The sequence below is a fragment of the Flavobacterium sharifuzzamanii genome (assembly GCF_003254585.1).
Taxonomy (GTDB): domain Bacteria; phylum Bacteroidota; class Bacteroidia; order Flavobacteriales; family Flavobacteriaceae; genus Flavobacterium; species Flavobacterium sharifuzzamanii.
On the sequence record NZ_QJGZ01000038.1, the window covers coordinates 91199 to 111440 of the forward strand.

The 20242-nt window shown below is 35.1% G+C and carries 15 protein-coding genes; 8 read left to right on the plus strand and 7 right to left on the minus strand.

The window, feature by feature from the left end; all coding sequences use genetic code 11:
• Positions 1-150: 150 nt before the first annotated feature.
• Positions 151-939, minus strand: coding sequence for an alpha/beta hydrolase (locus DMA14_RS11105; protein WP_238989953.1), 789 nt, complete (start codon positions 937-939; stop codon positions 151-153).
• Positions 940-1209: 270 nt separating this feature from the next.
• On the opposite strand from DMA14_RS11105, the gene DMA14_RS11110 reads away from it, so the two are divergent.
• Entirely contained in the window at positions 1210-2046 is an 837-nt protein-coding gene (locus DMA14_RS11110) for an alpha/beta fold hydrolase (protein WP_111424741.1), read from the plus strand.
• Positions 2047-2194: 148 nt separating this feature from the next.
• Here the strand turns inward: DMA14_RS11110 and DMA14_RS11115 are convergent, their stop codons facing one another.
• Complete coding sequence (locus tag DMA14_RS11115; protein WP_111425034.1) at positions 2195-2875, minus strand: metal-dependent hydrolase; 681 nt, start codon at positions 2873-2875, stop codon at positions 2195-2197.
• A 676-nt stretch (positions 2876-3551) separates the two neighbouring features.
• Here DMA14_RS11115 and DMA14_RS11120 point away from each other — a divergent pair.
• The 4 genes from DMA14_RS11120 to DMA14_RS11135 are packed head-to-tail and all read left to right on the plus strand — an operon-like array spanning position 3552 to position 8309.
• Complete coding sequence (locus DMA14_RS11120; protein ID WP_111424742.1) at positions 3552-5003, plus strand: TolC family protein; 1452 nt, start codon at positions 3552-3554, stop codon at positions 5001-5003.
• The gene (locus tag DMA14_RS11125; RefSeq protein WP_111424743.1) at positions 5004-5996 is read left to right on the plus strand and encodes an HlyD family secretion protein; all 993 of its coding nucleotides are present in this window, start codon (positions 5004-5006) and stop codon (positions 5994-5996) included.
• Between the two features lie 5 nt (positions 5997-6001).
• Positions 6002-7177, plus strand: coding sequence for an ABC transporter permease (locus DMA14_RS11130; RefSeq protein WP_238989954.1), 1176 nt, complete (start codon positions 6002-6004; stop codon positions 7175-7177).
• Positions 7146-8309: an ABC transporter permease gene (locus tag DMA14_RS11135; RefSeq protein WP_111424745.1), complete on the plus strand. Its 1164-nt coding sequence runs from the start codon at positions 7146-7148 to the stop codon at positions 8307-8309. The genes DMA14_RS11130 and DMA14_RS11135 overlap by 32 nt, the downstream gene beginning before the upstream one ends.
• 343 nt (positions 8310-8652) lie before the next feature.
• Here DMA14_RS11135 and DMA14_RS11140 read toward each other — a convergent pair whose 3' ends face one another.
• From DMA14_RS11140 to aspT, 4 genes are read right to left on the minus strand one after another with little or no spacing between them, the layout of a single operon-like run.
• Positions 8653-9822 carry a porin gene (locus DMA14_RS11140; protein ID WP_238989955.1) on the minus strand — a complete coding sequence of 390 codons (1170 nt, stop codon included), beginning with the start codon at positions 9820-9822 and terminating at the stop codon, positions 8653-8655.
• A gap of 43 nt (positions 9823-9865) precedes the next feature.
• Positions 9866-10915: a type II asparaginase gene (locus DMA14_RS11145; protein ID WP_111424747.1), complete on the minus strand. Its 1050-nt coding sequence runs from the start codon at positions 10913-10915 to the stop codon at positions 9866-9868.
• Between the two features lie 30 nt (positions 10916-10945).
• The gene (gene aspD / locus DMA14_RS11150; RefSeq protein WP_111424748.1) at positions 10946-12592 is read right to left on the minus strand and encodes an aspartate 4-decarboxylase; all 1647 of its coding nucleotides are present in this window, start codon (positions 12590-12592) and stop codon (positions 10946-10948) included.
• A gap of 35 nt (positions 12593-12627) precedes the next feature.
• Positions 12628-14322, minus strand: coding sequence for an aspartate-alanine antiporter (gene aspT, locus DMA14_RS11155; RefSeq protein WP_111424749.1), 1695 nt, complete (start codon positions 14320-14322; stop codon positions 12628-12630).
• A 539-nt stretch (positions 14323-14861) separates the two neighbouring features.
• Here aspT and DMA14_RS11160 point away from each other — a divergent pair.
• Positions 14862-16481 carry an arylsulfatase gene (locus DMA14_RS11160; RefSeq protein WP_111424750.1) on the plus strand — a complete coding sequence of 540 codons (1620 nt, stop codon included), beginning with the start codon at positions 14862-14864 and terminating at the stop codon, positions 16479-16481.
• Positions 16482-16622: 141 nt separating this feature from the next.
• Complete coding sequence (locus DMA14_RS11165; RefSeq protein ID WP_111424751.1) at positions 16623-17645, plus strand: LLM class flavin-dependent oxidoreductase; 1023 nt, start codon at positions 16623-16625, stop codon at positions 17643-17645.
• 69 nt (positions 17646-17714) lie between these two features.
• Here the strand turns inward: DMA14_RS11165 and DMA14_RS11170 are convergent, their stop codons facing one another.
• The gene (locus DMA14_RS11170) at positions 17715-18881 is read right to left on the minus strand and encodes a chromate transporter (protein ID WP_111424752.1); all 1167 of its coding nucleotides are present in this window, start codon (positions 18879-18881) and stop codon (positions 17715-17717) included.
• Between the two features lie 383 nt (positions 18882-19264).
• Here DMA14_RS11170 and DMA14_RS23105 point away from each other — a divergent pair, with 383 nt between their 5' ends.
• Complete coding sequence (locus DMA14_RS23105; protein WP_162536287.1) at positions 19265-20224, plus strand: GNAT family N-acetyltransferase; 960 nt, start codon at positions 19265-19267, stop codon at positions 20222-20224.
• Positions 20225-20242: the final 18 nt, after the last annotated feature.

The following is a 20242-nucleotide window of genomic DNA, read 5'->3' on the forward strand; positions in this document are numbered from 1 at the left end:
ACATAGATTATATATTTTGATGCATAAAAAGTTGGCAAAGAGAAACATATTTCTTTCACATAGTTTGCTATGTGCATTTAAATTAGTGAAACGCCTTTTTTAAGTTTATTTAAACTATGTTTCTATGTGTTTAAAATGATTAGCAATGTATTAAGTAATTTTCGTTAGCCAATTTGCTATAAATTCAGCAATAGTCTCCCAGTTTTTCTCAATGAAAGCAAGATGATTGCAATCGGTAAATTCTTTGTAACAAGTAATCGAATGATGGTTTTTATACTTTTTGAAGTTTAAATAATTTAAAGATGCTGGCGTAAAAACATCTTTAGAACCCGATATAAACAGAAGCGGTTCGTGTTTCTTTTTAAAATCGATTTTTCCTGTTTTCTTAAAAATATCGAGCATAATTAATTTTGATTCTGGAATTAAGAATGTTTCGTAAGTTTCTTTTTGTTCTTCAAAAGCCATTTGACTGCTAAAATAGTACTGCCATTTTTTAAAAGGCATTAAATACGTTTTGCTTTTTGAACTGAAAATGTCTGAGGTATCTAAAATGGTTTTATAAAAAGAAAAATCAAAATGAAGCACATTGCCAGGAGGAGTAGAATTCATGCAGATTCCCGCCGAACCCAGCTCTTGCTGAATCAATAATTGAGTCAATAAACCGCCATAGGAATGGCCGATTAAAATGGGCTTTTCAGGAAGTTTGTCTATAATTTCGATATAATAATCCAATACTGTATTCAAACGGTTTAAGGCAATTTTTGAATTAGGATGTGTTTGTCTTAAAGTGGCAGGTAGTTCATTTTTGTGGGGCCAGGGCGGTGCTACAGTTTTATAGCCTTTATTTTCAAAAAAAACGATCCATTCTTTCCAGCAAGTATGGCTTACAAAAGCTCCAGTAATAAACATAATGGTTTTTTTATTAGATAAATACATCATATCGAAGCTATTAGGTTAATTTCAGAAAAGGCATGCAGTTTGAAAAACAAAAGGAGTGCCTTTTTTGTAAAGCATTGATTATAAAAGCTTTGTTGAAGCAGATATTTGCAGAATTATTATATATCGTTAAAAACAAGTTTTGATTCTTGAAATATCATAATTCCAAACAAAAAAAATCTTGTAAATCCTTTATTTTAAAGGTTCTGTGTTTTGGTTTAATCTTTGTCTTCCTCAAAAAAACAATATGGTTTCAATCTTTAAATTATAATTATGGAAAAAATTTATGACACAGAAACAAGTTTCGCCGATTTAGGCGATCGTACGATTGCTTATCGCTCATATGGAAAAGGAAAGGCAATAATTTTTGTGAACCGTTTTAGAGGAACGCTCGATACTTGGGATCCGCTGTTTGTGGCAAAAATGGCAGAAAAATTCAACGTTATCGTATTTGACTATTCCGGAATTGGTTCTTCTACAGGAAGTCTGGCTCCAGATATTACTATTGTAGCCAAAGATGTCAAAGATCTAGCCGATTTCTTAAAACTAGATTCAGTTATTGTTTTAGGATGGTCTTATGGTGGATTGGTGGCGCAGACGGCAACTTTATTGTATCCTAATCTAGTGACGCATGCTGTTTTAGTCGGAACAAATCCGCCTGGGAAAAATGAGGTTCCGATTGAACAAGTATTTTATGATGCCGCGCTAAAACCATTAAACGATTTTGAAGATGAAATTGTGTTATTTTTTGAACCAAAATCAGAATCTAGCCGATTGGCCGCAAAAGCTTCGCACGACAGAATTCATAAGAGAATAGAAGTAGAAAAAATTCCTTCTACAATGGATGTTTTTCAGTTGTATTTTGGCGGCGGAGATACTTTTAGAGAAGATGCACTTAATTTCAGAGAACAGCTTAAGAAGATAAAAACGCCAATTCTGATAATTTCTGGAGATCATGATATCAGTTTTGCCGTAGACAATTGGTATCCGATTATCAATCAAATGACAAACGCTCAAATGATTGTGTATTCTGCAACAGGGCACGGACCTCAGCATCAATATCCAGAACTTACAGCACAGTATATCATTAATTTTGTAGAATACATATAATTTAAGTTCAATCAGTAGTACTTAATTATATGCAAAAAGGAATAGTGTCAGCAGCTATTCCTTTTTTTATATAAACCATTCTTTAATTACATATGATATTTCGCTAAAAGACAGCTTTTAGCGAAATATAGCAAAGAAAATTACCAATTTATATATCGATTGTGCTGTTTATTTTAGGAAGAAATAATTGTAGAGAGGCATTTTTAAAAGCATCCAAAGCTTTTTGATGATCCATAACAATAAAACCGAATGTATCATAATGAACGCCTAATATTTTGTTTACTCCAACAAGTTTTGAGGCTTCAATAGCTTCTTCAATTCCCATTGTGAGACCGTCGCCGATTGGGAAAACCGCAAAGTCAAGTTTAGTAAATTTAGGGATCAGCTGCATGTCTAAAGTCAGAGCAGTATCGCCACTGTAATAGAAATTTCCATCAGAAGTTGTGAGTACAAAACCACAGGCAATTCCTCCATAAGAACCATCCATAAAACTGCTTGGATGTTGAGCTACCACACATTTTACGGTTCCAAAATCAAAATCAAATTTACCGCCCGGATTGATGGGATGCGCATTTTCGATTCCGTTTTTCAATAGCCAATTATAGATTTCAAAATTCCCAAGAACTTTTGCTCCCGTGTTTTTTGCGATGCGTTCAACGTCCAAAATATGATCATAATGCGCATGAGAAATAAAAATATAATCTGCTTTTATGGCATCAACATCAACCTCTTTGGCTAATTCGTTTGGCGTAATAAAAGGATCAAAAAGAATATGTTTTCCGTTGGCATAAACAGAAAAACACGAATGACCGTAGTAAGTAACTTTCATGGTAAATAGTTTTAAATCAGTTAATAATGAAGAATGTTTTCCCAAGAAATATGCCAATGGAGAAGAGCGCTATAAAAGTAAAAATTAAGAAGAGTTGTCTTTGAGCGCACCAGCGAAGCAAAATATCGATGAAGAATTTAAATTTGGCTAAAGCCCTATCTGCTGAAATTCCTGTAAACCTCCAACTAAAGCTGGAGGCAATTGATTTGTTGTTCCAGCGGAGCAAATTATTGGGAGCAGATTAAATTTTACAATAATAAAAAAACACCAGATAAAGTTAGAGGCAATTGATTTAATGCTCCAGCGGAGCAAAATATTTATAGCAAATTCAATTCTTTGGCGACAAAAAGCTCCAGAGGAGCGACACCAAAATGTTTCATATTTCTGTTTTCATAAAAACCAAAAGCATTATATTTTCCATAGATTAAAATAGCACTTATAAAATAAAATCTTTATCTTTAACTAGTTGGTATATCAGTTTATATGCTTTTGTTACTGTTTAAGTTAAGAACCCCAAATTTTCGTAAACAGTATATTTTAAATACATTCAAACAATTTCAGAATTTATCTGAATAATAAGTTTTTATCTCATTTCTATTTTATCCTGCAGTTTTTAATTAAACAGCAAAGAAGTCGCTAGTTAAAAGTAATTTCAAATCATAAGAATATTATATAGATGCACATAAAACTAAATTTTCTAAAGCCATTTATTTTGTTTTGCTTTTTGTTCGGTCTGGAAACAAAAGCGCAGACCACTTCTCTGGAAGAATGTTTTTCTATAGCACAGCAAAATAATATTACCATAAAACAGGCAAAATCTGCATTAAAGACAGGAGAGTATAATCTTCAGGCCGAAAAGAAAGGTTATCTTCCTAAGGTAGATCTTTTATCAAGTTATTCTTATTTGAGCAATCCGCTTACGATAAATCTGCAGACTGTTAAAGACGGAGTTGTTGAAGGTTCATCAAAGCAAAGTGTGAATACGGCAAACGAAATTTATCATGAAATTACAGGAAACAATTTATCACAGGCAGCGCAGGATCGTATTTATAATGCGTCAAAAACTGTGATAGGTGGTATTTATCCCGATTACAATCCTAGTTTAAGCAAGCAGTCCTATTTTATAGCAGGAGTGGGAGTTCGCCAGCCAATTTTTCTTGGAAACAAAATAAATTCAAGTATAGATTTGGCTCAATCAGTTGCCAATTCGGCGGGAATTGGTGTTGAGATTGCAGGCAAAGAAGTTGATTTTTTAATTGCAGTGCAATATCTCAGAATATTATATCTCAACTCTTTAATAAAAAAACAAGAGCAGATTGTAAACGCTTTAGATAAAAATAAAAATTATGCCGAAGAACTTGTGAAGAACAAAATTCTTCCGCCATACCAAAAAAATTGGACGAATGTGGTTTTAATTCAAGCGCAGAGTCAGTATAACAATATTAAGATGGATAAACAAAATGCCCATCTTGAACTGAATAAACTGATGGGAGTTGATCTTGATACCACAATAGTGATTTCAGATACTTTAAGATATGCCGAAATCAATCTAGAGAAACCTATGAAAGAGTATTGGCTTACCAATCCAGTTTATAGAATTGCAAATAATAAAATTTCTTACGCAGAAACTGCCGAAAAAATTAGTAAATCAATGGCTTTGCCGAATGTTTTTGCTATTGGAAATTACAATTTATATCAAAAAGATTTGCCGGTTTCTATTCCAGATTGGTTTGTAGGACTGGAATTGCAATGGACTTTGTACAACGGACAGACAAGTAAAAAAACTTTAGCAGCAAAACAACTTATTGAAGAAGCCAAGTTAGGTGAAGAAAATTCCAGTTTAATGCTTCAAGTGCAGTCAAGAGTGGCAAAGAATAAAATGAGTTCGCTACAAAATGATGTTATGGCTATGGATGCCGCGAGAAAAGAAGCCAACACGACAAGCAGTTTAATTACCAAGAGAATGAATAATCAGCTATCATCGCCAAAAGACGTTAATGATGCGCTATTGGTAGAAACTGAAATAGAAAAAGGATATTATACCGCTGTTTTAGGATACTATCTAGCATTAGCTGAATATTTTAATAGTTTAGGAAATCCAAGTCAAATAACGCAATTTATTAAATAGATGAAAGATATATTTAAAAACTACTGGGCGCTGATCATTCCAATCTTTGTAGTAATAGCAGGACTGATTTTTTTCTTAAAAGACAATAACAAAGAAGACAACAATTTTATAGGAATGGTTGACGCGACAAGTGTTGACGTAGCGGCCGAATTTCCAGGAAGATTAGATTCATTGCTTGTAAAACAAGGCGATACTGTAAAAACAGGACAACTGTTGGCCGTACTTCGATCTAACGAAATAAACGCCATAAAAGCGCAGGCATTATCGGCAATTGACGCTGCAAAAGGACAACAGGAACTGCTTACACAAGGAGCAAGACCAGAATTGATAGAAGCAACTTCTAAACTGTATCAAATTAGTCAGGAACAATATAAATTGTTTAGCACGACTTATGATCGCATGGAACGATTGTATAATGAAGATGTTATATCAGGACAGGAAAAAGATGTTTTCTATTTTAAGTTTCAAGCGGCGAAAAAGGAAATGGAAACCGCTCAATTAAATCTTCAGATGCTAAAAAATGGCACAAGACCCGAATTGCTAAAAACCGCAAACGCTATTGTAAAACAAGCAGAACAAGCGTATGAATTAACCAAAGCGCTTGGCGATAATACGAGAGTTTATGCTCCGGCAGATGGCGTAATTTCTAATTTGGTTACACATCAGGGAGAAATTATTTCAATAGGATATCCGATTATGACCATAGAGAAGAAAAACTCCACCATAATTAAGTTTAATATCAGACAAGATAAATCAAATCTGCTAAAAGTAGGGAGCAAGACAGCGGTTAAAGTTCCTGGTTGTGAACCTGAAACGTTTGATGCTGTTGTACATTCTATTGCGCCAACATTAGAATTTGCCAATTGGGTTCCGTCAAAAGATAAAGGAGAATTTGAGCTTAGAACTTTCACGATAGAAGTGAAACCAGAGAATCTTGAGCAGATTAAAGGACTTCGTTCTGGTATGACTGCTTCTTTAATTCTTCCTCAATGATTTTGATGCTAAACATAATTATTAGGGAATGGAAACGCATTCTGAGTTTAAAAGTCTTTTACTTGGTAATGCTTGTTGTTCCTGTTGCCTTGTTTTTCTTTTATGCTTTTATTTACCAAAAGCAAGATGCCAAGAACTTAGCGTTTGCAATTTGGGATGAAGATCAAAGTGCCATAAGCCGAGAGCTGATTTTTTTATTAGAACAAAAAGAAACCTTACAGATTACAAGAAGAGTAAGTAGCGAAGCCGAAGTTAAAAAACTAATTCAAGAAGGAAAAATACTGGGTGCCGTACATTTTCCTGCCAATCTGCAGAAGAATATCTACAGCCGCCATCCGAGTAATGTGACTTTGTACACCAATGCCGCGGCGCTTGTTCCTGCTAAGTTAGTTTATAAGGCTGTCGCCGAAGTTGTAATTACAGGAAGTACAGGTGTAATTTTGCAGAAATTGGTAAAAACGGGAATGAAATCTGATCAGGCAATGGCGATTGCAAATCCGATTAGTCTGAGAACCTATCAGCTTTATAATCCAACTTACAATTATCAGGAATATTTGGTTCCGGGATTGATAACAGTCGGAATGCAGATGATTCTGATTATCAGTTCTATGCTGGCTTTAAATTATGAATGGATTACGGGAACGATGCAGGAACTGTACTATACTTCAAGAGGTTCTGTTGTTACTGCAATTATTGGCAAAACAATTGCGCATCTCGTTATTAGCTGGATTAATTTTATCATTATTACAGGAATTATTTTTCCTTTTTTTGATATTGGCATTCCTGAGGCTACTGGAAAGTTTTTTGTACTATATACGATGCTTTCTTTGGCATGTATTGGCATCGGAATGTTTATATCGGCTTTGTTTAAAGATGTGATGCTTTCGGGAGATGTTGCGCTTTTCTATACTTCACCCGCTTTTGTGTTCAGCGGATTTACTTTTCCGAGATGGGCGATGCCTTGGTACGATCAGTATTATGCGCTTATTATGCCTTATACCGCTTTTTTAGATGGCTTTTTTAAGGTTTATTATATGAATTTGCCTTTAAGATATGCTCAAGGCGAATTTGCCAAACTCTTGTTGTTTTGTTTGGTAATGTATCCGACTGCAATGTTGTTGTTTAAGCGTCAATTTAATTCGATTAAAGATGAAAAAGAAACCGCAACAATCACTGATTAGTCTCTTTATGAGAGAAGCTTCACAAGTAGTAAAAGATCATAGTTTGCTGCTCACGCTTCTTATTGCTCCTTTGCTATATGCTTTTTTTTATGGAAGCATTTATATCAATAAAGAAGAATTTGATGTAAAATTGGCTGTTGTTGATGATGATGGTTCCAGATTATCGCGTTTGCTGCAGCAAAATATAGACGATTCTCCGATAGTTGAATTGATTCATTTTTCTAATTTGGAACAGGCAAAAGAACAGATGTATCAAGGCAATTGCCAAGGATATTTTTATATTCCAGAAGGAACAGAAGCCAATTTATTGAGTTTAAAACAAAGCAATGTAGTACTGGCGATCAATGCAGCAAGGTTTCTGCCTTCGAGCGATCTATTATTAAATGTACAGCAAATATGTCTGACGGTTGGAGCAGGAGTGAGACTTCAGTATTATCAAAAGAAAGAAGGAATGAGCACTACCATTGCGATGGAAAATGTGATGCCGGTAAATTTGGACTATCGCCCTTTGTTTAATGAAAGATCTAGTTATGGCGCATTTTTATTGCCAGGATTGTTAGCCTTAATTTTACAGCAAACCTTATTAATTGGCTTATGCGAAAGTGTGGCAGGTGAGCGTCAGCGTTCTCGATTAAGAGAATGGCTCGGTTCTGGTATTTCTAATGGTATTTGGGGAAAAGGATTATTCTATTTGATACTTTTTTCTTCGTATGGTTTTTTCTTTTTAAATGTAAATTACAAACTGCTTAATTTGCCCATGCGAGGCAGCGGTTTTGAATTAAGCTTATTATTGCTTTTGTTTATCGTGACTTTAATTCCGATGGCGCAGTTTATAGGCTCTTTGTTCAAATCGCAATTGCTTTGTTTGCAGATGATGGCTTTCTCCACTTATCCAATTTTCTTGATTACTGGATACAGCTGGCCGTTTGAATCGCTTCCGCTAGCATTGCAGTGGTTGTCTAATCTTTTGCCTACAACGCCATTTATTGTTCTGTATACTGCCATTGTACAATCAGGTGCGAGTTTATGGGATAATCCATCTGTTTTATTGCATCTTATCCTGCTTTTTGCTTTTTATAGTACAATCTGTTTTGTTCGCTTAAAATATTTGAAAAAGAGTTATGAGTTATGAATTATGAATTGTGAATTGTGAATTGTGAATTGTGAATTGTGAGTGTGGCCAAATTAATTCATTGTACAAATATTTAAACATAGCCCGTGGTTTCAACCACGGGGATACGTATGATATACGTACAAAACAATTATTAGTTTGAATTGGCTCCAGCTTTAGCTGGAGTTTAAATAAAGGGAATCGAAATGGCTTTAGCCAAACATGCGTGATTTGGCTAAAGCCTTATTCTTAAGATGATTAAAAACCTCCAGCTGAAGCTGGAGGCTACTCATAAAAAAATGCTGGAATAAATCGTGTTTACGATTTGTCCCAGCATTTCCAATTGAGTTAGTTACTTAAATTATTACAATACCACCAAAGGAGAAATTACACCAAGCATAATTCTTCCGCTTGTGGTATTAGATTGTCCCAAATCAGTTTTAGCATAATCGCTGTAATTATAGAATCGCTGCACATAAGTAGCAAAAAACTTTAAATTGAAGTTTTTGATAGGATAAAATTCCACAGTCGGAATAATACCATATGCAGTACGAATTCGGTTCGAGCTTATAGAAGGATCGGGAATATCTTTCCACGAAGCCTTACTTGTCATTCCGATAATCGTAAGTTTCCATTGTTCATTTAGAGAATATACAGTTCTAAGCCAATGTTCCAGATAATATACATTTTCTGCTGCGTGATCTAAAACAGTATCCGGAATAATAGTACTCACAACTCCAGTACGGTCTAAATCTTCGCTACTCCATTTGAAATCATATTGAAAAAGCCATTTTTTGCTTCGAAACTGATTCCCTAATGCTGTATAATACATATTTACCGGTCTTCCATTTTTTGTGGCTTCCTGAAAAATACTGAAACTATAGATGGTTTTAAATTTTCCGTCTAAAAAACTTCCATTCCAGTTTCCAACATAAGCGGCAGGAAATTTGGCTTCTTCAACATTTGGCACATTTTGATATAGTTCAGAAAAAGTTTTCGTTCTGGAGTTTAAAATCTGCCCAGAAAAAACATGATTTGCATTTAGTTTCCAGTTCACCTGAACTCCCGTTAAAAAGTTATCCGAATTATCCACAATATCATTGTATTGATAAATATCAATCGGATTCATATCAAACTCATAACCACCCCAATTGGCAGTCATTTTTCCAATTGCAATACTGGTTCTTTCAGATATTTTATATCCAATAAAAGCCAAGTCAGTAGAACTACTGATATTATCTGTAGATTGTGGTTCAGTTTCTTTAGTATATCGGTCTCTAAACCTAAAAAAGACTTTATCCTTATATACTCTACCTTTTACTTCCAATCTAAATTGGTTTACTTCAAATTTACTGCCAGTGTAATTTCCGTCATCAAAATAGGTGTTAAAACCTACTTGAGTATTGAAAATTAAATCAACATTGTTAAGCAAATCAACTTTGGTTGCTTTTATTAAAGGAGTTTTATGATTTAGAATCGTATCGGTCTGTTTTTCCTGCTGTGCATAAGCACCTGCTGAGAGAAAAACGCTCAAAATTATAAAAGTTAAGACACGCATAATTTACAATTTCAATTGATTAATACTCAAAGAAATACTCCTGCAGTTTTTTGCTGTCAGTAGTTTGGGTAAGACCAAGCATCAATAAAATTCTGGCTTTTTGCGGAATTAAATCATCTGCGACTATAGTGCCAAGCTTTTGATCATCGGTTTCATCAAATAAAGTAACTCTTCCAGATGGAACTCTAGAAGCTCTTGCAACAGCAATACCTTTTTTAACTGCGCTTGCCGCAGCATCTGAGTTTACTTTATTTAAATTTCCGTTACCTAAACCGCCCGTAACAATTCCTTTTACTCCAGAAGCTACATACGCATTTATTGCAGTTGCAGGCGTATCGGCATACAATTCTACTACAGCTACGTCTGGTAAAGTTGTTAAACCTGTAATATCAAAAGGAGTATTTTTATTGGCTTTTCTTACCGGAGTTTCATAAAGAGAAACTTTTCCATCATAAACCTGTCCGATTGGACCATTATTAGGCGCTGTAAATGCATTTAAGTGAGTTGTACTGGTTTTTACGGCACTTCTTCCGGTAAAAATGTATTCGTTAAATACCAATAAAACACCACTATGCGCCGCTTGTTTTGAAGCTGCAAGAGTTACTGCATCATATAAATTTTTTGGACCATCTGCGCTGATGGCTGTTGCAGGACGCATAGAACCAGTAATGATTACAGGTTTGTCAGATCTTACGGTTAGCGATAAAAAATAAGCCGTTTCTTCTTGCGTATCGGTTCCGTGTGTGATTACGATTCCGTCAGCTTCGTTATTTTTATAAATCTCGTTGATTCTTTTATTCAGCTTGATCCAGATATCTACAGTCATATCCTGACTTCCTACGTTTGAAATCTGTTCTCCTGAAATTTCTGCAACTTTGTCAATTCCTGGAACGGCAGCAATTAAATCCTTAATTGGCAATTGCCCCGCGGTATAAGCAGAACGATCTGCCGATGCACCTTGTCCCGCAATTGTTCCTCCTGTTGCCAATATTTTGATTCTAGGTAATTTTTGAGCATAAATACCTGTTACTAATAAAACCGATAATAATAATGTAAATAAATTTTTCATAGATCAAATGTGTTTAATTTCAGATTACTACTATTTTTTTGAGTTTTCCCAGCTGGTTACATATTCCAATAAAATTTTACGGATGTTTTTTCCAAGAATCAGATAACTATCAGTTGGAAGATTGGCAAGAGAAACTCTGATACTCCATTCTGGGCCAGCAAAACCACCACCATTTAAAAGTACAATGGCTGTTTTTTCTGCCAAGCGGAATAAAACATCAACAGGTTCGAAATTCGTTTTCAGCCAATTGGCAAAATCATCACCATAAAAGTGTTTTGCCGCTACCATCACATCAATTTCAGAATAATATCCTGCACGCATTGGGTCTTCAAGAATTGGCACTTCTAGTCCTTCCCATAATAAGCCAAGACGTTTGTGAATAATAGACTGTGTAAGCGTTTTATAAACATCTTGAGTATCTAATAGACAAAATGCAGAGAAAAGCATCATTTGAAATTGCTGAGGTAACGATAATCCTGCTGTGTGGTTTAAAGCTACTTGACGGCTATCTGCAACAAGTCTGTCAATAAACTTGATTTTTTCTGGCTCTAATGTCAGAGAAGAATAGCGATCGTGTAGTTCTTTTTTAAGTTCTGGACTTAAATTTGCAATTTTTTTATCGAAAATATTGTCTTGATGAACTGCGATTGTTCCAAGTCTCCAGCCTGTACAGCCAAAATATTTTGAGAATGAATATACTGTGATGGTATTTTGCGGAATAATAGCCATTAACGATCTAAAATTATTAACGAAAGTTCCATAAACATCATCTGTAATAATCATCAATCCTGGATTATGATTTTTTACAATATCAGCAATGTAATTGAGTGTATCGATACTCATTGCAGAAGATGGCGGATTGCTTGGATTTACAACAAAGGCAACTTTTACAGCAGGATCTTTCAGTTTGTCCAATTCAGAATTTGGATATTGCCAAGTATGGAATCCGTTTTCGCCAACTCCGCTTGCTTCTACATAAACGACATCAAATTTGTATCGATCTAATTCCGGAATTTCAATATAAGGCGTAAAAGTAGGAGTAAGCAACGCTATTTTATCACCTCTTTCGGTAAGATGGTTTTGCATTAGAGAATCAAAAATATAACACATTGCAGCAGTTCCACCTTCAACGGCAAAAATATCATACTTGCCTTTGTCGTTTCCAATACCGCACATTTCCTGCACCAAATAGTCATGAACAATAATTTCTATCTGACTTAGCATACGATCAGGAACAGGATAGTTAAATCCGATTACAGCTTCGATCCATTCTCGAATCCATGCATCGCCATCAAAATCGTGTTTGTCTACACCATAATGATATGTTTTTTCTAAAAGCGATGCAGCAGGAGTATCTTTATGTTTCGCTAAAAATGCTTCAAAACGAGAAGCCACTCCACTTTTGTTCTGTACAATTCCTGCTAAAATGCCTTGTTCTTCCATAACATTACGACATTCTTCTAATGCAAATTGTCCGAAAAGGAAAAAAGCTTCTCTAGGAACTGTAGCAATCCAGTTTGGATTTCCTCTTCCTGCATTAAGTGTTATCGCTGTCGATTTAAGCGCGCTTTCTTCTGCCAGATGAATTAATTCATTTTTAATTTCAAATGGGCTGAGGGTCTGAAGTGTTTTTTCTACCTCTCTTGATGTTTTTATTTTTGAAATATCAATTGCCATAACTAAAATGTTTAGAGATTATATAAAAAATTCGACTAACTCATGATTAAAATAATGACGACGCCCCATATAATGAGTAGTGTATTACCAACAGCATAGGTCACAGTGTAACCCAATGCAGGGGTTTTACTCTTAACAGCGTCTTGTAAAGCTCCAAGGGCGGCAGTAGTAGTTCTTGCCCCAGCAGCGCATCCTAAGTTGATGATAGGATGGAATTTGAAAATATACCTTCCGATAAGAAGTCCCAGTATTAATGGAATCGCTGTTGCTGCTGCGCCTGCTATAAAAAGTCCCCAACCAGCTTCTTGAAACCCTACAATAAAGCTTGGTCCAGCTGTAATACCCACAACGGCTATGAAAATGTTTAATCCAACATTATTCATAATCCACAGAGCAGGTTCTGGAATTCTTCCAAAAGTTGGATGCTGACCTCTCAACCAACCAAAGAAAAGTCCAGATATTAAGGCACCTCCGCTGGTACTTAAGCTTATTGGCACTCCACTAATTTTAACGGTCAATGCACCTAGCAATCCGCCAAGAACTATTCCTAAACCGACAAAAGCCATATCAGTTGAGTTTGTAGGACGGTCTGGATAACCAATGTGAACCGCAACTTGATCTACATCTCGTTTGATGCCCACTAATTCGATCATGTCTCCTTTTTGCATAACCGTATTGGGTAATATAGGCATCTGTATTCCTGAACGTTTTAATGATCTTATTACAACACCGTGCATATATTTTACATGTCGTAAATCAGCAAGAGTTTTGCCTATCACTTCCTTTTTTACGATTAATACACTTAAAACTTCTACTGGAAAATTAAGAAGCTCGATATCCAGCACTTCTTTTTCATTTACAGCAACATAGTTCATCATGTATTCTCTTCTTCCACCTAAGGCAACGACATCATTTTCCTGAATTACAAATTCTGGAGTAGCATCTATGATCTCTTTTCCTCTTCGGATTCGCTGTATAAATAAACGTCTGTTATTTCTTTCCAATTCATTTTCGACCTCAGTAACTGTTTTTTTGTTAGCATAAGAGGATCCTGAAATTTGATAAGCATTGTATATAACACGATCATAAGCAGAGGCAATACTTGGATCATCGCCAATAGCATCTCCACCAAGCTGAATCTCTAGTTCTTTTGCTTTTTCTACTAAATTGCCTCCTAGTAATTTTGGCCCGATAGAAGCTAATAGCCAAGCAGATCCAGCAGTTCCGAAAATATAAGTAACAGCGTATGCAACGGGAATTTTATTAATTAAAGCCGTTTTTTGATCAGCAGGAATATTTAGTTGATTGATTGTGTCGGATGCAACACCAATTACAGCAGATATGGTTTGAGAACCCGCAAGCATTCCGGCAGTTAAACCCATATCGTATCCCATAATTTTGCCGATAACATAAGGACATATCAAACATAACACACAAACAATTGCAGCATAAAGCATTTGAGGAAGTCCGTCTTTTTTTAAACCTCCAAAGAATTGAGGCCCAACACTGTATCCGACAGCGAAAAGAAACATCAGAAAAAATACTGATTTAACGTTGGGAGAAATGGCAATATCTAATTGTCCTACTAACACTCCGACAAGTAAAACGCTAGTAACGGTTCCTAAAGAAAAGCTTCCTATTTTAAATTTTCCAATAAAATAGCCTAACGATAAGGTTAGAAAAACGGCCAATTCGGGATAATCTTTTAATGTAGTAATAATCCAATCCATAAGTATTTGTTTTTAGTATAGATTTATTAATAATTGACTATATAAATCGTAAGAGTAGGAAAAAGACTGGGGAAGTTTTTTAGAACAGATTTGTTAGGTCTTTCAAAAATATACCATAAAGTGAGAATAATTGCATAAAATAGAAGGTGGACATGTTCCAAGTTATAATATGAAACAAGAAAACTTGCAACTTAACATTTTGATAATTAAGGATTTTGAATGAAATGGTTAAGGTTTTTTAGAGTCTTAAAGAAATTAGTCTGAAGTTTGATAAAATATATTGAAGTGAAAATTCATAAAATAAATTAGAAGTTTTAAGAATTATGTTTCAAGAATGAACTTTGAAAAAAACGGTATTCTCGTTGCATATTATAATTTGCAACCAGTTTAAAAATACCTCCTCTCTTATTAGTTGTAATTTACGATATCAAAAAAGTTTACCAATTCTAAAGTTTTTGGAGAAGTTAAAAAGCTCTATTTCTCGCTAAACTTTTTTGATAAGATTTCAAACAAACCATATTTAATTAAAATTTTAAACCATGAAAAAAAATGCCTTAAAATTAATTTTTGCAAGTTTGTTATGTTGCACTGTGATAGGGAACATAAATGGACAAACTAAAAAGAAACCAAATATCATTATGGTAATTTCAGATGATACTGGTTGGGGAGATTTAGGAGTTTACGGTGGAGGAGTTGGACGTGGAATGCCTACACCAAACTTGGACAAAATGGCAAAAGAAGGAATGCAGTTCTGGTCTTTTTACGGACAGCCAAGCTGTACTCCTGGAAGAGCCGCGATGATTACAGGTAGAATACCAAATCGAAGCGGAATGACTACAGTTGCTTTTCAGGGGCAAGGAGGAGGACTTCCTGCTGCTGAGTGGACATTGGCATCTGTACTTAAAAAAGCAAATTATAAAACTTACTTTTCAGGAAAATGGCACTTAGGAGAGGCAGATTACGCTATGCCAATTGCGCACGGATTTGATAAGATGCAAAACGTAGTATTGTACCATTTAAATGCTTATACGTATTGTTTCCCATCTTGGAATCCAGATATGGCTCCTGAGATTAGTGCTTACATCAAAAAATCGACTAAAGGGATTTTAGAAGGAGAAGTAGGAAAACCAGCGAGAGAAGTAAGTCCGGTAACAGAAGAAAATATTGCCGAACTGGATATCAATATGGTTGATAACAATCTTAAACAGCTGGACGAATATGGTAAATCAAAAGATCCATTTTTTATGTGCATTAATTTTGCTAAAAATCACCAGCCAAATTTACCTTCAAAACAATTTGTTGGAAAATCACCTGCAAAAAGCAAATATGCTGATGCGGTTGTCGAAATGGATTATAATGTTGGGCGTATTATGGATAAAATTCGTCAGCTTGGAATTGCAGATAATACAATTGTAATTTACACTGTTGACAATGGAGCTTGGCAAGATGTGCATCCGGATTCAGGTTATACTCCTTTTAGAGGATCTAAAGGAACAGATCGCGAGGGAGGAAGTAGAGTTCCCGCAATTGCTTGGTGGCCAGGACAAATTGAAGCGGGAAGTGTAAGCCACGATATTGTGGGAGGTTTAGATTTGATGGCAACATTTGCTGCACTTGCAGGTGTTGAATTGCCTAAAAACGATAGAGAAGGTAAACCTATGGTTTTTGACAGTTATGATATGTCTAATGTTTTATTCAAAAAAGGAAAACCACTTCGTGACAGATGGTTTTATTTTACGGAAAACGAGTTATCTCCTGGAGCGGTGCGTATAGGAAAATGGAAAGCAGTATTTAATACTCGTGGTGATAATGGAGCTCAGGCTGGAAGCGATACGCCAGGACAGCAATTGGGTTGGAGAGGCGATCAAACTTACATTGCAACTGTTCCTGCTGTGTATGATTTATGGCAAGATCCTCAAGAGCGTTATGATTTATTCATGAATAGTTTTACAGAGAAAACTTGGACAATGATTATCTTTGATCAAGTTACTCTAGAGCTGATGAAAACGTATGCAGCAACTCCTCCAAGACCACAGCAGAGTGGTGCCTATGGCGGACCAATGGAGATTGGAAAATACAGAACGATTGAGCAAGCAAAACAATTGTTGAATAGTAAAGAACTATCGCTGCCTCCTTTGAGTGTAGATCCTAAAGAATAATTAAAAAATTAGGAAGGCAATATTATCTGCTTTAATAATTTTATAGATAAGCAAAACCATGTACTTTTTAAAAAAAGACATGGTTTTCTTTTTCTTCTCAGTTATGTGTATATTTGAGAGAATAAAAAAATAAAAGCCATTATGAAGAAAATAGGATTTTTATCATTTGGGCATTGGGCAAATCATCCATCATACAAAACTCGTACAGCAGCAGATACCTTGTTGCAATCTATCGATTTGGCAGTTGCGGCTGAAGAAATAGGAATAGATGGAGCTTATTTTCGTGTGCATCATTTTGCACAGCAGTTAGCTTCACCTTTTCCTCTACTTTCGGCTGTAGGTGCTAAGACTAGTAAAATAGAAATAGGAACAGGCGTAATTGATATGCGGTATGAAAATCCCATGTATATGGTTGAAGATGCCGGAGCTGCCGATTTGATATCAGAAGGACGTTTACAGCTCGGAATAAGCAGAGGATCGCCAGAGCAAGTTATTGATGGCTGGCGTTATTTTGGCTACGAACCAGATGCAGGTGAAACCGATGCCGATATGGGGCGTAAAAAAGCTTTAGAATTTTTGGATAAATTGAGTGGAGAAGGATTTGCAGAACCAAATCCATACCCGATGTTTCCAAACCCGCCTGGATTGTTGCGCATTGAACCACACTCTGAAGGATTGAGAGAACGAATCTGGTGGGGAGCAGCATCAAATGCAACTGCTATTTGGGCAGCTGAAAACGGAATGCATCTTCAAAGTTCTACGCTTAAATATGACGAAAATGGCAAGCCGTTTCATGTTCAGCAGGCAGAACAGATAAGATTGTACAAAGAAGCTTGGAAAAAAGCAGGACATCAGCGTGAAGCGAGAGTATCTGTTAGCCGTTCGATTTTTGCCTTAGTCAACGATCAAGACAAATATTATTTTGGAGGACAAGCAAAAGGCAATGATAGCTTTGGCTATATTGAGCAAGATAAAAGAGCAATTTTTGGTAAAAGCTACACGGCTGAACCTGATAAATTGATCGAAGAATTAGCCCAAGATGAAGCGATTCAAGAAGCAGATACTTTGCTGTTGACTATTCCGAATACTTTAGGCGTAGATTATAATATACATATTTTATCCTCTATATTAGAACACGTTGCGCCTGCTTTGGGTTGGCGATGAGTTTTTATAAAGAAAGAAAAGCCCTCTGTTGATGAAACGAGGGCTTTTTTTATTGAATCTTTATATCTATCAAAAAGATAATTTAATTAAGATGCCCAAGACAGCAGCGATTAAAATAATATACGGTTCTTGAATTTTCTTGATATAAATTAAAGAAAGGATGCTTGCAAGAGCTATCAGTATTGTCGAAACATCTACAATGCTTCTTTTGGCAATAATAATGACAGAACCAACTAAAGCTCCGACTACTGCAGCCGTTATTCCTTCAACAAATGCTTTTACAGGTTTGTTGTTTACAATTTTCTTAAAAAATGGTGCCAAAGCAATGGTAAAAAAATAGCAAGGCAAAAATGTGGCTAAAGCCGCTGTTATAGCGCCTAAAAGACCATTTACCAAATATCCTATAAAGCCAACAGTTATTACAACTGGGCCAGGTGTTATCATGGCTATGGCAACCGAATCTAAAAATTGCTGTTCTGTAAGCCATTTATTTTCAACTACCACTCCAGAATGTAAAAAAGGAACGATCGCAAGACCGCTGCCAAATACAAATGCACCGGCTTTAGCAAAGAAAAGGGCAATTTTCATTAATGTCGAACTTTCATAATTCCAAAAGCTAGACGAAATGACTAGTAATACATTTGTAGTTTTGGCAATCTTAAAATGCGGACGAGCCTTTATTAGCATATAAATGAGTCCTGTGGCTACAAATAATAAAATATGTTCTTTTTCTGTGATGTAAGTTATTATGATGGCAGAGACAAAGAAGAACCATAAGATCCATTTTTCTTTAAAAGAACTCACATTCAATTTTCCTATGGATTTTATAGTGAGTTTATAAGAGCTTAGGGTAATGATTCCGATAACTGCCACGCTTACGCCATAAAAAACGGACTGAATCCATAACAGTCCTCCATAAGCTTGATAGATTACTCCAAGAAGTAAAACCATAAGAAATGACGGAGTAATAAAGGCAAAACCTGCTAAAGTAGCCCCGAGAATATTATAATGAACATAACCTACATATATTCCAAGCTGTGCAGCCAAAGGGCCTGGAGCCAATTGAGCTAATGCTAAACCTTCTTTGTATTCTTTGTCAGAAATCCATTTTTTGTTTTCCACTAAATCTTTGTACATATAACCCACCAAAGCTACAGGTCCGCCAAAGCCAATTGTGCCAAGTTTTAAAAAATATAGTATTAATTCACTTAATGTATATTTCGGTTTTTCAATCATATTGAGATTCTTTTAAAACAACTCTTTATTTAATTACAAACAAAACTATAATGAAAGTGACGCTTTAAATAGAATCTTATTTACCTTTTGTATACAGATTACTTTTTATTGTTCTTTTTTATAAGAAGATAAGGTTTTGTGAAAAAAAAAACTCTAGTCAAATCCAAGTCAATAGAACGCGTTATGCATAGAAACTATTTAATAAGTTATTTTAACAGGATAAATTAAAAAAGACATAAGAATAGTGATGTGAAAAAAGCATTAACAAATCAAAAAATAGCATTTTTAGGCATAAGGTTTTTGTTTAGTTTTATCCTCTGAAATAGCATCTGATATTTTTTTATTTATAAAAACCGATAATGATTACGACCAAACGCCTTATAATGAAACCCTATGAAAAGGGAGTTGCAGAAAACTTTTTAAAAGCTTTGACTGACAATCGCGATCATTTATATGATTATTTCGCTAATATGATAAAGGTTAATGACAGTTTGGAATCAACCAAAAAATATTTCGAGCAGAAAGATTTGGATTGGAAAGAGAATAAAAGTTATGCCTGTGGTATATTTAAAAAAGAAAACAATGAACTTATAGGACATGTATCTGTGAGAGAAATTGACTGGAGAATACCTAAAGGCGAACTTGCTTATTTTATTTTTAAGCAACACAATGGTAATAATTATGGAACCGAGGCATTAAATGCGTTTAAAAATTGGTGTTTTGCAGAAAAGAAGTTTGGTAGACTTTTTATGAAAATCGCTGAAGAAAATACAGCAAGCATTAAAGTAGCTGAACGTTCTGGATTTGTATATGAAGGACTTTTAAAGAAAGATTACAGAAAAAGAGAAAAAGATTTAGTTGATATGAATATATACGGATATACAGAGGATTTGAAGCTCGAAAGAACTACTTCTCAAAACACAGATTTCTCAAATTTAATTGTAAAACTAGATGCAAATTTGGCAAGCAGAAATGGTGAGATGCAGGAATACTTTAATCAATTTAATAAGGTTGATGCGATCAAACATGTTGTTATTGCTTATGTTAATGGTATTGCAGTAGGTTGTGGAGCTATAAAACAATTTGATGCCGAATCTGTTGAGGTAAAACGCATGTTTGTTTCCGAAGAATTTAGAGGAAGAGGCATTGCCCGTAAAATTTTAAATGAACTTGAAAATTGGGCAAAAGAATTAAGTTATACATCAACCGTTTTAGAAACCAGCAATGTGCAGGTAGAAGCGGTAGAGCTATATAATAAAAGTGGTTATGCAGTTATTGAAAATTATGGACAATATGCTGGAATCGAAAGCAGTATTTGTTTTAAAAAGGAATTGCTATTTTGATTATTAAATAAAAAACAA

Coding starts and splice junctions, on each gene's coding strand:
- DMA14_RS11115 (WP_111425034.1), bottom strand. CDS start 2,875: ATGAAAGTTACTTACTACGGTCATTCGTGTTTTTCTGTTTATGCCAAC.
- DMA14_RS11135 (WP_111424745.1), top strand. CDS start 7,146: ATGAAAAAGAAACCGCAACAATCACTGATTAGTCTCTTTATGAGAGAA.
- DMA14_RS11105 (WP_238989953.1), bottom strand. CDS start 939: ATGATGTATTTATCTAATAAAAAAACCATTATGTTTATTACTGGAGCT.
- DMA14_RS11170 (WP_111424752.1), bottom strand. CDS start 18,881: ATGATTGAAAAACCGAAATATACATTAAGTGAATTAATACTATATTTT.
- DMA14_RS11120 (WP_111424742.1), top strand. CDS start 3,552: ATGCACATAAAACTAAATTTTCTAAAGCCATTTATTTTGTTTTGCTTT.
- DMA14_RS11130 (WP_238989954.1), top strand. CDS start 6,002: ATGCTAAACATAATTATTAGGGAATGGAAACGCATTCTGAGTTTAAAA.
- DMA14_RS11125 (WP_111424743.1), top strand. CDS start 5,004: ATGAAAGATATATTTAAAAACTACTGGGCGCTGATCATTCCAATCTTT.
- DMA14_RS11110 (WP_111424741.1), top strand. CDS start 1,210: ATGGAAAAAATTTATGACACAGAAACAAGTTTCGCCGATTTAGGCGAT.
- DMA14_RS23105 (WP_162536287.1), top strand. CDS start 19,265: ATGAAACCCTATGAAAAGGGAGTTGCAGAAAACTTTTTAAAAGCTTTG.
- aspD (WP_111424748.1), bottom strand. CDS start 12,592: ATGGCAATTGATATTTCAAAAATAAAAACATCAAGAGAGGTAGAAAAA.
- aspT (WP_111424749.1), bottom strand. CDS start 14,322: ATGGATTGGATTATTACTACATTAAAAGATTATCCCGAATTGGCCGTT.
- DMA14_RS11160 (WP_111424750.1), top strand. CDS start 14,862: ATGAAAAAAAATGCCTTAAAATTAATTTTTGCAAGTTTGTTATGTTGC.
- DMA14_RS11145 (WP_111424747.1), bottom strand. CDS start 10,915: ATGAAAAATTTATTTACATTATTATTATCGGTTTTATTAGTAACAGGT.
- DMA14_RS11165 (WP_111424751.1), top strand. CDS start 16,623: ATGAAGAAAATAGGATTTTTATCATTTGGGCATTGGGCAAATCATCCA.